The organism is Chryseolinea sp. T2, from assembly GCF_037203685.1.
In the GTDB taxonomy this organism is placed as follows: domain Bacteria; phylum Bacteroidota; class Bacteroidia; order Cytophagales; family Cyclobacteriaceae; genus Chryseolinea.
Map to the genome: position 1 here is coordinate 221,061 of NZ_JBBCAU010000008.1, position 13,462 is coordinate 234,522.

Below are 13,462 nucleotides of genomic sequence, written 5' to 3' on the forward strand. Positions count from 1 at the left end.
GACTATTCAGCTTTTTCTTTACCCCCGACGCCGTCTTTAAATTCCTTTACACCCTTCCCAAGTCCCTTCATGAATTCCGGGATCTTCCCGGCTCCAAAAAACACAAGCACAAACAGTGCAATAAGGAGGATCTCCTGGAAACCAACGCCGCTTAGAAATAATAGGTTAATCGTATCCATTTCGTTTATGTATTAAAGGTTAAATCGAATGATGCGGGCCGGAAGCGTAACTAACCGGCCCGGCATCATTACCCACTTACCAACTTACGCCACTATAAATCCACCGGCAATTGCCAGTACCTCGTCTGGAGTCAAAGGTTCATCAAACGCCTCTGTTGCGGCAGCAGCTGAATAGCCTAGGCCTGTAATACTTGCTCCGCCCTGCATCACATTGTCCTCACCTGCATAAATAGCGGCCGGTAATCCACTGTTGCTGTTACCGGTAATCCAACCTTTTTCTGCACGAAGTCTCCTGACCATGCTCGCATGTCGCGCTTCAACGGAATGGATCTGCAATGCAGCCGTTAGAACTGTTGCGTTACCTAACAACTCACCTGCGCGACCCTTGTATGCCCTAACGCCGGTATCCTCAAACGCCTGCGACAAGGCAAGGAATGTCTGATAGTTTGTAAATACATCGGCGAACTTACCACCGGCCGTGAAATCGAACTCGGGTTTCGAAACTGGGGTAGCTGACAATTGCATCAACACAGACTTCAGAAACGCAACGTGTGCGCTTTCATGCTTGCTGATCTGTTGAAAAATCATTCTTCTGTTTTCCGGAATCAAACCAGCTGCATCAAGACCGGATCGATAAAACTCATCTTCAAGGTATTCCAAAGTCAATGCATAGTTTAGAATGTCAGGCACGGCCGATGATTGAGCATATGCTTTGTTGAGCGCAGCGCCAAAAAGAAAAGGTACAGCAGCTGCGGCAAGCTTCACCCCATTTCCCGACAGATGCTTGAACATAGCGCGCCGTGAACTCAGTTTCTCGTAGACTTCAGGGTCTACCTTTCCAATATCTGATATTATTTTAAGCAGATTCATAATGTATTGTAGTTAAGGTTAAGAGGGTAGCTTGTCAAAGTTTACGGTGTTCTTTACGAATGATCCCGCAGCGGATAATACTTCTGCGGGACTCTTCGCGAGATCAAGTCCGTTAGCCACAGCAATCACATCATCGCCGGCATAGTCGGCTGTAAAGGGATTGAGGAGGTCCCGGATGGCGGATGCGTGCCGTGCCTCAACGGAAACAATTTTGCCGGCAAGTAACAGATATTCGCCCTTGACAAGCAGTTTCCCTGCACCATTGTACGCAGAGACACCCAGGTCTTCAAAGACTTTGGCGGTGCCCAACACACTGGCGCGACTGTTGAAGTCGATAGAGGAAAAATCAAACTCCACAGTGGTGATGGCACTTGAACCAAGTGCCGCCTTAAAGAAGTCGCGGTGAGCTTTTTCGTGATCTCGGATGTCCGTAAGAATCGATGTTTCGGCTGCACTGATACCCGAATATGGTGTCGACACTGCCATCTCATAAAAGGCCGCTTCGAGTTGTTCAAGCAAATAGGCATAGTTTAGAATGCCTATATCGCCGCTTCCCAGATCGACTGCTGATGCGTTCATGGAAGGAGCATCATCATCGTCGTCACATCCGGAAACAATAATTGCAGATACCGCGGTTGACGCGCCCAGGTATTTTAAAAATCTGCCGCGGCGCATCGGGCTCATGATTCTCTTTTCAAAGTCACTTATCGAATCATGACTCTTTGATTGGGTCTTATTCATAACTGAATTGGTTTAAGTTGATTCGTCATTAGTTTAATTCAACTACGAACAGATTGACCAATCCGGATTTCACTGCATTACGAAAATCTATTATTCTTTTTACGGGCAATATTCTCTACACTTTTCGCAACGGTGTATATATGCGCATGAATTGCAAATACGATCAAATTTCAAAATGAAGTAGAATCCTGCACGCACTCCAGGTATTCGCAACGAACTCGTTAAGTAAGCGCTACGAAGATTGTCACTGCCTGGATCTCTTTTGAGACAACATTTTCTTTACGCGATGAAAGATCAATAGCCATTGTTTTTTTGATACATTCGTGAATTAACCACCAGGTATCTCTACTACGTACAAACATACCGGAGAGGATTCGCTTGTCGCGGCACTCATGAGTCGCGATCAGAATGCGTTTGCTTATCTCTACGACAGCTACGCAGGTGCACTTCTGGGTGTGATCGTACGAATAGTACAAAAGGAGGAAATGGCCGAGGAGGTACTACAGGATGTCTTCCTCAAGATCTGGGACCGCATCGGGTCGTACGATCGGGAGAAGGGAAAACTCTTTACGTGGATGGTTAACATTGCCCGCAATCAGGCAATCGATAAAACACGATCCAAAGAATTTAGCAAGGACAAGCAAACTGGTAACATTGGAAAGTTCGTAAATAGGATTGATGCGGATGACCACATCGAACTGGGAGTGGAGGCTATTGGCCTTAGCGATCTCCTCCATAAACTTCCCGAAGAACAACAATTTGTAATCGAGAAGCATTACCTGAGGGGTTACACGCAGTCAGAAATTTCGGAGGAATTCAATTTACCTTTAGGGACTGTAAAAACCCGAATGCGCCTCGCCATGCAATTACTAAGAAACCTTTTGGTCAAGTGAACATCGAAGCATACATAGCGTCGGGTGTACTGGAAGCATACGTGCAGGGACAACTGTCGGCGGCAGAAATCGCCGAAGTAGAGCAGAACCTTGTTCGCTATCCTCAACTTCGGTCGGAACTTAAAGCCATTGAAGATACCCATGAGGCACTCCTTCAACAAATGGCAATTCAACCGAAGCCATCAACGCGACAGAAATTACTTACTCAAATTCAGAAGCCATCGACCGGTAAAATTGTGCCATTGAAAAGTGAGGAAGTAATCAATTACCGTTGGGTGGCCGCGGCAGCTGTATTCATTGCCCTGGTGGCATCCTGGTTTGCTTTCGATTATAGAGGAAAATGGAAAGACTCCCAGCGCGAGCTCACCGATCTCATAGCACAAAATCAGCAGGTAGCTGATAATTACAATACAGTGAATGAACGCCTCGACAGGCTGGAGACCGATATCAAAATCATCAACAATCCGGCATTCAGGAGGGTCGTGCTGAAAGGAACTGAACAGGCACCTTCGGCACTGGCTTCAGTATACTGGAATGAGACCTCTAAAGAAGTATACCTCAGCATTCAGGAAATGAAAGAGCTTAGTGCCGAGAATCAATACCAGCTTTGGGCGATTATTGACGGCAAGCCCGTTGACGCCGGCGTATTTGATCTCACCAAAGGGCGGCTTCTCCGGATGAAGGATGTGAAACCAGGCGCCACCACTTTCGCGGTCACTATCGAGCCGAAAGGTGGAAAGACAGCGCCTACGCTCCAGACCATGCAAGTGGCGGGGAACGTCATCGAAGGCTGAAGCGAAAAACGTTCTACTAACGTGGAAAGCTTACATTGGTATATATCTTCCGACCAGTGACTTAATCCTTGCCCCGAACGACACGCACAATCTGCAAATGATTGGTAAATTTGCTGTTCACCTTGCTAACGCTATGAGGGCACTTTTTTTCGCGTTTGGATTTTTTCTTGTCTCCGTAACCCTTCTCGCTCAGAAACCAGAATCCCAGAAACAGGATTCAATCATGCGTGTGAATTGGGAGTCAGGCCTCAGGAAACTTTCTTCCAATGATTACAACGGCGCCTCCCTTCAGTTCACACAGTTGATCAACTCCGGGTTCACCAACAAGGAAGTTTACGTAAAAAGGGGTATCGCCTTGTACATGACGAAAGACTATGAAAAGGCGAAGTCGGATTTCGATGAGGCTGTAAAAGGCCGCATTAATACCGCAGAGTTGTTTGAATATCGTGGAAATACACGATATCTGCTCGAAGACATTGACGGAGCATCAACAGACCTTGAAAAGGCCGTCAGCATGGGGGCTAAGGGTGCCGATACATTCGCGAACCTTGGAAACGCGAAGTTCAGAATGGACAACTTCAAGGATGCCATCAGCAATTACGACAAGGCAGTAGCAGCAGGTAAATCGGATCCTACGCTGTATAACAATCGCGGTAAAGCAAAGGCCAACCTGCAGGACTTTAAAGGTGCATTGACCGACTACGACAAATCACTGGAATTGAAACCCGGAGTAGCAAATACCCTCCTGAACAGGGGTGATGCGCGTTATAAGCTCAGCGACTGGAAAGGCAGCGTGGAAGACTATGACAAAGTAATCGCCTCGGGTAGATCAGATGCCGAAATTTTTCAGCGGGTTGGAACCGCGAAGTATAATCTCCTGGACTACAAGGGCGCTGCCGACGCGTTGAAGAGCGCCGTTGATAAGAAGGTACGCGACAAGGAAGTATTCACCATGCTAGGCCTTTCACAGGTGCGTTTGAATAACTGTGCGGAAGCTTCAAAAAGTCTTTCTGCCGCTGTGTCAATGGGTGCTGCAGGCAAAGAAGTTTTTTCAGCCCTTGGACAATGTCAGTATCAGAATAAGGAATATGCACCGGCTCTTGAAACTCTGGGTAAGGCAATAGCGGCGGGAGCCACAGAGAAGGAAATAATTCACGCTCATGGCATGTCGGCATTTCAGCAGAAGCAGTTCGCTGTCGCCGCGCCGGATCTTGAGAAAGCCGTGGCCGCTGGAATTGCTGATCTCTCTACTTATGAGGCGTTGGGAATTTCTTATCTGAGTACACAAAAGGAAAAGGAGGCACTTCCTGCCCTCGAAAAGGCCGTTGCCCTGGGTAGTAAGAACAAGGACTTGTACTATCAACTCGGTAATGCACGGTTCAAGCAAAACGATTACAAGGGCGCCATTGAAGCCTACGACAATGCCATTAACCTCGGAGCAAACGACGAGGTGATTTATAACAATCGCGGCAAGTCCAAATTGTCACTTGGCCAGGCAAAGGAATCCATTGCTGATTTCGATCGTGCCATGGGAATTAAGAAGGATTACACAACGGCTACACGCAACAGGGGCGCGGCACGCTATCAGCTGAATGACTATGCCGGCACAGTGGCGGATATGGCTATCGTTGCGTCGCGGGGCGAAGTGACACCAGATGACCTTGCCATGTTGGGTAAAAGCAAGTATCAAACTAAAGACTACGCCGGTGCTGCAGCCGATCTTACAAAAGCAATCGACGGATCAGCAAAGGATAACACTCTATATGCAGTTCGGGGAAATGCCTACTTCGAGTTGAAAGAATATGAAAAAGCAATCAACGACCTCAACAAGGCAATTGACGCAGGCCAAACGGATAAGGCACTGTTCTTCAAGAGAGGCGCAGCAAAGTTTGCCCGTAAAGATTATGCCAGCGCACTGACCGATCTTGACAAGGCAATAAAAAGCGGCATTGATGAACCGACTGCTTATGACATGAGAGGCTGGTCGCGATACGAAACCAAGGCTTATACTGAAGCATTGGCGGATTTCGACGAGGCCGTTACGCGTGATAGTAAATTGTTTATTGCATACTTTCATCGCGGCGATGCCCGAATGGTGACCAATAATACTGCTGGTGCGATTGACGACTATACAAAAGCGATTGGTGGAGGAATAACGGATCCTGTACTATTCAACAATCGGGGAAAGGCGTATATGTTGCAGCAGAATTATCCTGCTGCAATAACCGACTTCGGAACAGCGCTGCAAAAAAAGCCCGACTACGTTAAAGCATTCGAGAATCGCGGCCAGGCTTACATCAGTCTCAAGAAATACGATGAAGCGGTGCGCGACTTTCGCGATGTTGAAAAGCTAACGGAGAAGCCAGGCGCCGACCTGTATCTTACACTTGCCGATGCCTATTATGCGATGGAAAAGTTTCCCCCTGCGTATGAATACTATGGAAAGGTTATCGCTGCAGGTGTAAAGGATAACAAGACAGTATACATTCGTCGCGGCCTCATGGAGATTGATACCGAGGATTACCAGACTGCTTTACAGAGCCTGGAGAATGCACAGAAGGCAGGGGAGAACAGTATTACACTTTTTCTGAACAAGGGAAGAGCTTACGCTGCACTTGAAGACTATAAGAAGGCTGTTGGCGAATTCAACAAAGCTGTTGATCTGGATCCGAAGAGCGTCGATGCGCACTTCAACAGAGCACTGGTGAAGGAATCACTCGAAGATTATGAAGGCGCCATGCTTGACTACAATAAGGTGATTCAGTTCAATCCTGAAGATGGAACCGCGTACTACAATCGCGCGACCTGTAAATCGCAATTGGACGATTACGGCGCGGGCGTCTCAGATATGGATGAGGCAATACGAATCGAACCCAAGAACGCTTCATATTACAAGCAGCGTGGTAACTTCTACTACCAGCTGAAACAGCAGGACAAGGCATGCTTTGACTGGCGCCGTGCCGTTGAATTTGGCGACGGAAAAGCCAAGTTCCAGATTGATCAATACTGCAAGTAATTCCCGTTTTGATGCTTTGAAACTCCCAATTTGGTACTGAAAGTTGGGGCAAGCTCGTTTTTCACACGATTTCGCAAGCTGTTTACGGTGGTGATGTTTTTGTATACCAGAAAACATAACTCCACTTGTCAAACACCACTTGTATGAAAGCCATTCTCTGTTTCTTTCTGTTATTCGTGGCGGCAGCAGCTCCCGCAACCACGATGGAGGGCAAGGTTACCCGAATCATCGATGGTAACACCCTCGAGTTTATCTCAAACGCCGGCGAAACCTACATTATCGTTTTGTCCGGCATCGACTGTCCGGAACTTACTCAGGCCTATGGCGACGAAGCGCGCATCTGTCTTGAAAAGTTGGCACTGAACAAAAAAGCAACTGTCACTGTGAAAGGCAAGGACCGCACAGGTAACTCTATCGCCGAGGTGATGGTCGATGGAAAGAAGGATCCACGCATTCAGCTTTTGAAAGATGGACTTGCCTGGACGCAGGAAGGCACATCAAACGAACTGGAGTCATATAAGGTAGCATCACAGTCCAAAAAGAAGGGCCTTTGGAAGGACGAAAATCCAACACCGCCATGGACATTCCGCCGCCAGCAATCCATGATGACCCCAAAGAGTAGCTAATAATTTGTTGTTTAGGTTGGTTTTGAACTGCCTGCCGGGAAACCGCGGGCAGTTTCTTTTTTTCAGGATAATCTGCAGCCCTCGTCGTTGAATTGCAATTCTACGATCGTAAGAGCAGTATTTCCGGCCTTTCTTTTGTATGCTTATTCAGTCGCCAAACAATTTTTAATAGGGATTTGTAGTTAATATATTTGAATCCTCTTGCAGAATGAAACTACTGCTTTCTATACTATTCGTCACGATTGCGCTAACGTCTTACGGACAGGATTTAACGCGTAAGGAAAAAAAAGCTGCCCGTCGTGGTACGGCTGTCGATCAGCCGACAACGTTGAGCCCTGGCTCTGACGATATGGATTTTAATGCGCCCGCAGTAAAGGAGAGGAAGCAACGAAAGAAATCAAGTGGTCTCACCTACAATTCGCAGAAGGAATATGAAGATAGAATGTCTGCGCGTGCAAAAACTTACCGTTACAACGAACGCATGCTAATGAAACCTCAGTATGCAAACCCAGCATACTTCGGCCACAAGCGAAAACCCAAGAGACATGCACCCGGCAAGATTAAGTATTGCAAGGAGTGCGGAATAAGACATTGATTTATTTGTTGACTTGTTGATTGAAGTCTTGCGATTTGTTTTTAAGTAACTGCGATCTTTTCTGGTTCTTTATTGGTTAATTTGAGTGGGTTGGCTTCCCACCGAATCATCATGCTACGGAAATCGTTTTCGTAGAACTGATTTGTTTGGTTGTTCGGCCAATTCCGATATTAACCAACTTTCTAAAGGACCTTCTCTCATGATTAATTTTCCCTCTGAACAATCTATCCCTGAGCAATTCCGGATCAATCAGCGCATCGAGCAACGCGAATACCTTATTGATGGTGAGCTGAAGCAATGGCCTGGCACCCTCAATCCTGTTTTGAGTCCTGTGTTTATCAGGGAAGGCGATAAATTAATTCAGAAAGACATTGGCAGCACACCATTGCTTACCTCTAAAGAATCATTGGAGGCACTTGAATCTGCCGTGCGCGCATACGACCTTGGAAGAGGGCTATGGCCAACGATGAGCGTTGCTGACCGCATAGCACATGTTGAAAAGTTTCTTGCTGCGATGCGACAAAAACGCGACGAAGTTGTAAAACTTCTGATGTGGGAGATCGGCAAATCACTAAAGGACTCGGAGAAAGAGTTCGACCGCACGTGCGACTATATTGTTGATACCATCAATGCATACAAAGAGCTCGATCGTAATTCTGCCAAGCTTGTGGAAGAGCAGGGCTTTATGGCGCAGATCAGACGCGTGCCAATAGGCGTAGCGTTGTGTATGGGTCCGTACAATTACCCATTGAACGAAACGTTCTCAACTCTGATCCCGGCATTGATCATGGGAAACAGCGTTGTGTTCAAACCTGCGAAGTATGGTGTTCTTTTGATACGTCCATTGCTGGATGCTTTTTGCAGCAGCTTTCCCAGAGGTGTAATCAACATTATCTATGGCCGCGGCCGTGAGACCGTTGGCGCCCTGATGGAGACAGGCAAGATAGATGTCTTCGCATTCATAGGAACCAACAAAGGCGCCAATGAACTGAAGAAACTCCACCCCAAACTCCACCGACTTAAAGCTGTCCTCGGCCTGGATGCAAAAAATCCCGGTATTGTATTACCGGACGCCGACCTTGACGTCGCTGTGACCGAATGCATTACCGGATCTTTATCGTTCAATGGTCAACGATGCACGGCATTGAAGATCCTATATGTACATGACTCCATCGTAAATACGTTCATTGAGAAGTTTAACGCCGCCATACAAAAACTGAAACCCGGAATGCCGTGGGACCCTGGCGTCTCCCTTACACCATTGCCGGAACCTGGAAAGGTTGACTATCTGACCGGACTCGTAGAAGATGCAAAGAAGTTCGGAGCACGAGTTGTAAATGCGAATGGTGGCTCAGTGGATGAAACATTTTTCTACCCTGCCGTACTGTATCCGGTAAACGACAAAATGCGCATTTACAACGAAGAGCAGTTTGGACCAGTGGTGCCTATCGTTCCCTTTAGCGACGACGATGAGGCAATTGACTATGTACTTCAATCGAACTTCGGACAACAGGTTAGTATATTTGGAACAAACTCTGAACGTGTAGCGAAGTTAATGGATGCCTTTGTGAACCAGGTAGGCAGAATCAATCTGAATGCTCAAAGCCAGCGTGGACCTGATAACTTTCCTTTCAACGGCCGGAAGGATTCAGCAGAAGGCACTCTTTCAATAGCCGATGCGTTGCGCGTGTTCTCGATACGTACGATTGTTGCGACTAAGTCAAATGAAGAAAATAAGCGCGTGCTGAGCGAAATTATCCGAAATCGCGAGTCGGCCTTTCTCAGTACTGATTATATAATGTGATCACGGGTGATCAATTCTAACTATGACTAAGCATCTTACCTTCATCGTCAGTGGCAAAGTGCAGGGAGTTTTTTATCGGGCCTCTGCGCGCGATGTTGCAAAAAGCCTCGGACTCACAGGTTCCGTATGGAACCTTCCGGATGGTAGTGTGCAGATCGAGGTCGAAGGCGAACAGGAAGTAATCAATAAGTTTTATTCATGGTGTCTTGAAGGACCACCGCGCGCAACCGTAAGTCGCATTGATGTGCAGGAAGGAACCATTAAAGGCTATAGCGAGTTCACCATTGCACGTTAGCGACGCGACGATTACTTGCGCCTGCTATACTTGCGATCAAAAAAGTCACGCAGCGATTCGATAATCTCGTTCGGATTTGTTGAGTAAAGCACATCCTGACTCTGTTGATTAAACAGTGCCAGCGCGCTATAGTATTCTGTTTCGGAGATGTCGTGATCAAACATGATGTCTTCTCTGGTTTCCTGATCGTTGATCACCTGGATATAGGTTTTGATGCGGTCGTTTTCATTGATCAGCTTTACTACTTTTCGCCTCTCCTTCTGGTCTCGCGAGAAGTAAGTCCAGGGCGAAGAAAAAGCCTCCGCTGTTGTCATCTTTCTTGGAGCCGTTCGCTGAGTCCTGACAATATCGCTTTCAAACAGCCTGTTGCCAGATATCGTTACTTCCTGCAATAGCTGATAGCGTTCACCCATTCGGATCATCAGATCTTCTTCCTCGAGAAGTAACGGCACCAGGGTGGTTGTGTAACCGACCATCGTTAAGACAAGTGTGTCGGTATTGGCTGAGCGTATCTGGAAGGCTCCGAGACTTCCCGTCACAGCAAAAACATCCTTACCCTTTACGCGTACGTGTACGCCAGGCAGTGCCTTCAGTGTGGCGGAATCAACAACGATGCCATGCGTCAGCTTCTGAGCGCATAATGGCAACGACACAAATAAAAAAAGACAAAAAGTTAGTTCCCAGCGCTTCATTTACGCATTCAGTCAAGGGCCCATCCCCCATCAATAGGATGAATGCCGGGTCAATTAAGTTTTATTGGCAAGCTGCCCGCATGCCGCATCAATATCCTTGCCACGGCTTTTTCGAATGCGTGTAGTTATGCCGTTCCTCTCAAGGATATCCATATACATATTCAACGCCGCCTCGCTCGCCTGCTGAAACTCGCCTTCGTCGATCGGGTTGTACTCTATCAGATTCACTTTCGAAGGAATAATCTTACAGAATTTGAGCAACGCCTGAGCGTGCTCTTCAGTATCATTAATGCCTTTCCACACGACATACTCGTAAGTCACCTTACGCTTAGTTTTCTGATACCAGTACTTCAGCGCGTCACCGAGCTCCGACAATGGATTGGTGTCGTTAATAGGCATGATTGCAGAGCGGGTCTTGTCCAATGCAGCGTGTAACGACACGGCAAGATTGAACTTCACATTATCGTCTGCCATCTTCACAATCATCTTGGCCACACCTACGGTCGAAACCGTAATCCGTTTGTTGGCCATGTTCAGTCCCTTCTGAGAAGTTATCTTCTCAATGGCAGACATCACGTTAGCATAGTTGAGCAGAGGCTCGCCCATACCCATGAAAACAATATTCGTCAACGGCCGCCCATAATAAAGCTGGGCCTGCTCCTTGATAGCAACCACCTGATCATAGATCTCATCAGGGCTCAGATTTCGCTGACGCTTAAGTCGCGCAGTAGCACAGAACTTACAGGCCAGACTGCACCCTACCTGCGATGAAACACACGCAGTAATCCGCTTCTCAGTTGGAATCAGCACGGATTCTACCACCATGCCGTCGTAAAGCGTTACCGCGTTCTTGATCGTTCCATCAGAACTGCGTTGCATGCGATCGACATTGATGTGATTGATCGCGAAGTTCTGTTTTAGCATCTCACGCAACCCAACTGAAAGATTGGTCATTTGATCAAAGTCCTTCGCAGACTTGTTCCAAAGCCATTCATATACCTGCTGGGCGCGAAAAGGCTTCTCGCCGTGCTCAACAAAAAATTGTTTGAGCTCGTCAAGCTTTAGTTTTCGGATGTCGCGTCTGGACGTTTCAACCATGACTGAAATTGCGCCTGTGCAGGCATTTAACGCGGTTTCGCGTCAATGCATCCTGCAAAGGTAGCGAAAGAAGATTAATTGGCGAGTTCGCCGGCACTTACGCCAACTGCCTATTTAATACGCACAAAAATCCTGGTCTCGCAAACGCGTGATGCGTTGCTGATGATGAGCGAGTCTCCTTCCAGCTTTTCGACCGTGTATCCTTCTATAATGGTCTTTGACTTCTTATCCAGAAAGTACAGACCGTTCTCATTGTAACGATACATGAAAGACTTGGAGTTATACGACTTCTTTTTGCTGATGATCTTGGTGCTCTCCTGACCGGTGTTGTTGTCTTTGAGTTCAAGAACCTGGGGCGTAGACCCCGACATTGACTTCATGTCGTCTACAAGTGCCTGCGCGTCATCATCATCTCCTCCTAATTCATCTTCAACACAGCTGCTCTGCTTAACAAGTTGCCAGCGACCGACAATCGATTGTGCCTGGCCTAACAGGGTATACCCGGTTAAAGCCAACAATAAAATAAGCTTTTTCATGAACGTGCCTTGACCTGATGGTCATTAACCAAATTTACTCAAAAATTGAGCCGGTTAAAAGGGATTGATTTAGTGCAAACCAGCCTTCTGACTGTGAGCATCATAAATCACAGACCCAAGAATCATCGTTCGCGTGATCGTGAAAACTAATTGGATATCTCACGCTGCCCATTCTTTTGAAAACTCGCTTTATTGAGCGAAATTTTAGCCCTTCAATTCTAATCCATGGAGAAAAGCACCGCGATCGTGCTCACAGGCGGATATCTTGCCTCGAGCAACGCAAAAACTGCCCACGGACTTATCCGAGGCACCGATAGGTTTAAAATACTGGGATTTGTGGACGACAAGTCTGCCGGCCGGGACGCCGGCGAAGTACTCGACGGTAAGAACCGGAGTATCCCCGTTTATGCAACTGTAGCCGACTTTCTGAAGACCGGCCAGCGCGCAAAGTATTGCGTGATTGGAGTTGCTACCAAAGGTGGAGTTATTCCTGAATCATTACGCGTGCTTTTGAAAGAAGCACTCGAGAACGGATTCAGCCTTGTGAATGGCTTGCACGAATACATCAGCGATATTCCAGAGCTCGCTTCCCTCGCTAAGGAAAAGGGATTGGAGATTATCGATGTTCGTAAACCGAAGAAGGCAACAGAACTTCACTTCTGGTCAGGTCAGATAAAAGAAGTGAAATGTCCCAAGATTGCTGTACTTGGAACCGACTGCGCCCTCGGTAAGCGTACCACCACCAGGTTCCTGGTCGAGACTATGCGTGAAGCTGGTTTTAAAGCCGAAATGATTTACACCGGGCAGACCGGATGGATGCAGGGTGCCAAATATGGTTTTGTATTCGACTCAACATTGAACGACTTTATCTCCGGTGAAATGGAACACGCGGTCGTGAAATGTTACGAAGAAGCAAAGCCCGATATTATTTTCATTGAAGGCCAGTCGGCGTTACGGAATCCAAGTGGCCCTGCTGGCGCTGAGTGGATCGTTTCTGCCGATGCCGACGCTGTCGTGCTTCAACACCATCCTGCAAGGAAGCAGTATAAGGACATGGAATATTACCCCGCGTATCTCCCTGAACTTCGCGATGAGGTAGCATTGATCAAAATGTACGGTGCGCCTACTGTAGCCATTACCTTGAATACTTCAAAAATGGCTGAAAGCGATGCACGGGCAGCAGCCGCCAGATATGAAAAGGAACTAGGAATGCCGGTAGTCTTACCGTTGGAAGACGGATTGAAGGCACTGGTGCCGGTATTTGAAAAACTCATAGCAAAGAGTGTTGCTAAAGTCTGAACTTTATAAAACAAGCCGTCATTA

14 protein-coding genes are annotated in these 13,462 nt (G+C 47.2%); 8 read left to right on the plus strand and 6 right to left on the minus strand.

Annotated elements, in window-relative coordinates; all coding sequences use genetic code 11:
- Positions 1–2 precede the first annotated feature (2 nt).
- The 3 genes from WBG78_RS24105 to WBG78_RS24115 all read right to left on the minus strand — a co-directional run bounded on the left by WBG78_RS24105 (position 3) and on the right by WBG78_RS24115 (position 1,790).
- On the minus strand, positions 3–179 hold the full coding sequence (locus WBG78_RS24105; protein ID WP_337329071.1) for a Sec-independent protein translocase subunit TatA/TatB: 177 nt from the start codon (positions 177–179) through the stop codon (positions 3–5).
- A gap of 84 nt (positions 180–263) precedes the next feature.
- On the minus strand, positions 264–1,049 hold the full coding sequence (locus WBG78_RS24110) for a ferritin-like domain-containing protein (protein WP_337329072.1): 786 nt from the start codon (positions 1,047–1,049) through the stop codon (positions 264–266).
- 18 nt (positions 1,050–1,067) lie between these two features.
- Positions 1,068–1,790 (minus strand): ferritin-like domain-containing protein, encoded by a 723-nt coding sequence (locus WBG78_RS24115; RefSeq protein WP_337329073.1) that lies wholly within the window; start codon positions 1,788–1,790, stop codon positions 1,068–1,070.
- Between the two features lie 392 nt (positions 1,791–2,182).
- On the opposite strand from WBG78_RS24115, the gene WBG78_RS24120 reads away from it, so the two are divergent.
- The 7 genes from WBG78_RS24120 (at position 2,183) to WBG78_RS24150 (ending at position 9,813) form a co-directional block, all read left to right on the plus strand.
- Positions 2,183–2,683, plus strand: coding sequence for an RNA polymerase sigma factor (locus WBG78_RS24120; RefSeq protein ID WP_337329074.1), 501 nt, complete (start codon positions 2,183–2,185; stop codon positions 2,681–2,683).
- A complete protein-coding gene (locus tag WBG78_RS24125) occupies positions 2,680–3,477 on the plus strand; it encodes an anti-sigma factor (protein WP_337329075.1) in 798 nt (265 codons plus the stop codon). Before WBG78_RS24120 ends, WBG78_RS24125 begins: the two co-directional genes overlap by 4 nt.
- 133 nt (positions 3,478–3,610) lie before the next feature.
- A complete protein-coding gene (locus tag WBG78_RS24130) occupies positions 3,611–6,493 on the plus strand; it encodes a tetratricopeptide repeat protein (protein ID WP_337329076.1) in 2,883 nt (960 codons plus the stop codon).
- Positions 6,494–6,636: 143 nt separating this feature from the next.
- The gene (locus WBG78_RS24135; protein ID WP_337329077.1) at positions 6,637–7,119 is read left to right on the plus strand and encodes a thermonuclease family protein; all 483 of its coding nucleotides are present in this window, start codon (positions 6,637–6,639) and stop codon (positions 7,117–7,119) included.
- 208 nt (positions 7,120–7,327) lie between these two features.
- Positions 7,328–7,714 (plus strand): hypothetical protein, encoded by a 387-nt coding sequence (locus tag WBG78_RS24140; RefSeq protein WP_337329078.1) that lies wholly within the window; start codon positions 7,328–7,330, stop codon positions 7,712–7,714.
- Between the two features lie 199 nt (positions 7,715–7,913).
- Complete coding sequence (locus WBG78_RS24145; RefSeq protein WP_337329079.1) at positions 7,914–9,518, plus strand: NADP-dependent glyceraldehyde-3-phosphate dehydrogenase; 1,605 nt, start codon at positions 7,914–7,916, stop codon at positions 9,516–9,518.
- A 22-nt stretch (positions 9,519–9,540) separates the two neighbouring features.
- On the plus strand, positions 9,541–9,813 hold the full coding sequence (locus WBG78_RS24150) for an acylphosphatase (RefSeq protein WP_337329080.1): 273 nt from the start codon (positions 9,541–9,543) through the stop codon (positions 9,811–9,813).
- A gap of 11 nt (positions 9,814–9,824) precedes the next feature.
- Here the strand turns inward: WBG78_RS24150 and WBG78_RS24155 are convergent, their stop codons facing one another.
- From WBG78_RS24155 to WBG78_RS24165, 3 genes are all read right to left on the minus strand, one after another.
- Positions 9,825–10,505: a carboxypeptidase-like regulatory domain-containing protein gene (locus tag WBG78_RS24155; RefSeq protein ID WP_337329081.1), complete on the minus strand. Its 681-nt coding sequence runs from the start codon at positions 10,503–10,505 to the stop codon at positions 9,825–9,827.
- A gap of 54 nt (positions 10,506–10,559) precedes the next feature.
- The gene (rlmN, locus tag WBG78_RS24160; RefSeq protein ID WP_337329082.1) at positions 10,560–11,603 is read right to left on the minus strand and encodes a 23S rRNA (adenine(2503)-C(2))-methyltransferase RlmN; all 1,044 of its coding nucleotides are present in this window, start codon (positions 11,601–11,603) and stop codon (positions 10,560–10,562) included.
- Between the two features lie 110 nt (positions 11,604–11,713).
- The gene (locus WBG78_RS24165) at positions 11,714–12,139 is read right to left on the minus strand and encodes a hypothetical protein (RefSeq protein WP_337329083.1); all 426 of its coding nucleotides are present in this window, start codon (positions 12,137–12,139) and stop codon (positions 11,714–11,716) included.
- Positions 12,140–12,364: 225 nt separating this feature from the next.
- Here WBG78_RS24165 and WBG78_RS24170 point away from each other — a divergent pair, with 225 nt between their 5' ends.
- Positions 12,365–13,438: a DUF1611 domain-containing protein gene (locus WBG78_RS24170; protein ID WP_337329084.1), complete on the plus strand. Its 1,074-nt coding sequence runs from the start codon at positions 12,365–12,367 to the stop codon at positions 13,436–13,438.
- Positions 13,439–13,462: the final 24 nt, after the last annotated feature.

Bases quoted from the DNA above. Each gene is read 5' to 3' on its own strand.
- WBG78_RS24135 (WP_337329077.1), top strand. From the start codon at position 6,637: ATGAAAGCCATTCTCTGTTTCTTTCTGTTATTCGTGGCGGCAGCAGCT.
- WBG78_RS24170 (WP_337329084.1), top strand. From the start codon at position 12,365: ATGGAGAAAAGCACCGCGATCGTGCTCACAGGCGGATATCTTGCCTCG.
- WBG78_RS24165 (WP_337329083.1), bottom strand. From the start codon at position 12,139: ATGAAAAAGCTTATTTTATTGTTGGCTTTAACCGGGTATACCCTGTTA.
- WBG78_RS24130 (WP_337329076.1), top strand. From the start codon at position 3,611: ATGAGGGCACTTTTTTTCGCGTTTGGATTTTTTCTTGTCTCCGTAACC.
- WBG78_RS24155 (WP_337329081.1), bottom strand. From the start codon at position 10,505: ATGAAGCGCTGGGAACTAACTTTTTGTCTTTTTTTATTTGTGTCGTTG.
- WBG78_RS24105 (WP_337329071.1), bottom strand. From the start codon at position 179: ATGGATACGATTAACCTATTATTTCTAAGCGGCGTTGGTTTCCAGGAG.
- WBG78_RS24145 (WP_337329079.1), top strand. From the start codon at position 7,914: ATGATTAATTTTCCCTCTGAACAATCTATCCCTGAGCAATTCCGGATC.
- WBG78_RS24115 (WP_337329073.1), bottom strand. From the start codon at position 1,790: ATGAATAAGACCCAATCAAAGAGTCATGATTCGATAAGTGACTTTGAA.
- rlmN (WP_337329082.1), bottom strand. From the start codon at position 11,603: ATGGTTGAAACGTCCAGACGCGACATCCGAAAACTAAAGCTTGACGAG.
- WBG78_RS24120 (WP_337329074.1), top strand. From the start codon at position 2,183: ATGAGTCGCGATCAGAATGCGTTTGCTTATCTCTACGACAGCTACGCA.
- WBG78_RS24140 (WP_337329078.1), top strand. From the start codon at position 7,328: ATGAAACTACTGCTTTCTATACTATTCGTCACGATTGCGCTAACGTCT.
- WBG78_RS24150 (WP_337329080.1), top strand. From the start codon at position 9,541: ATGACTAAGCATCTTACCTTCATCGTCAGTGGCAAAGTGCAGGGAGTT.
- WBG78_RS24110 (WP_337329072.1), bottom strand. From the start codon at position 1,049: ATGAATCTGCTTAAAATAATATCAGATATTGGAAAGGTAGACCCTGAA.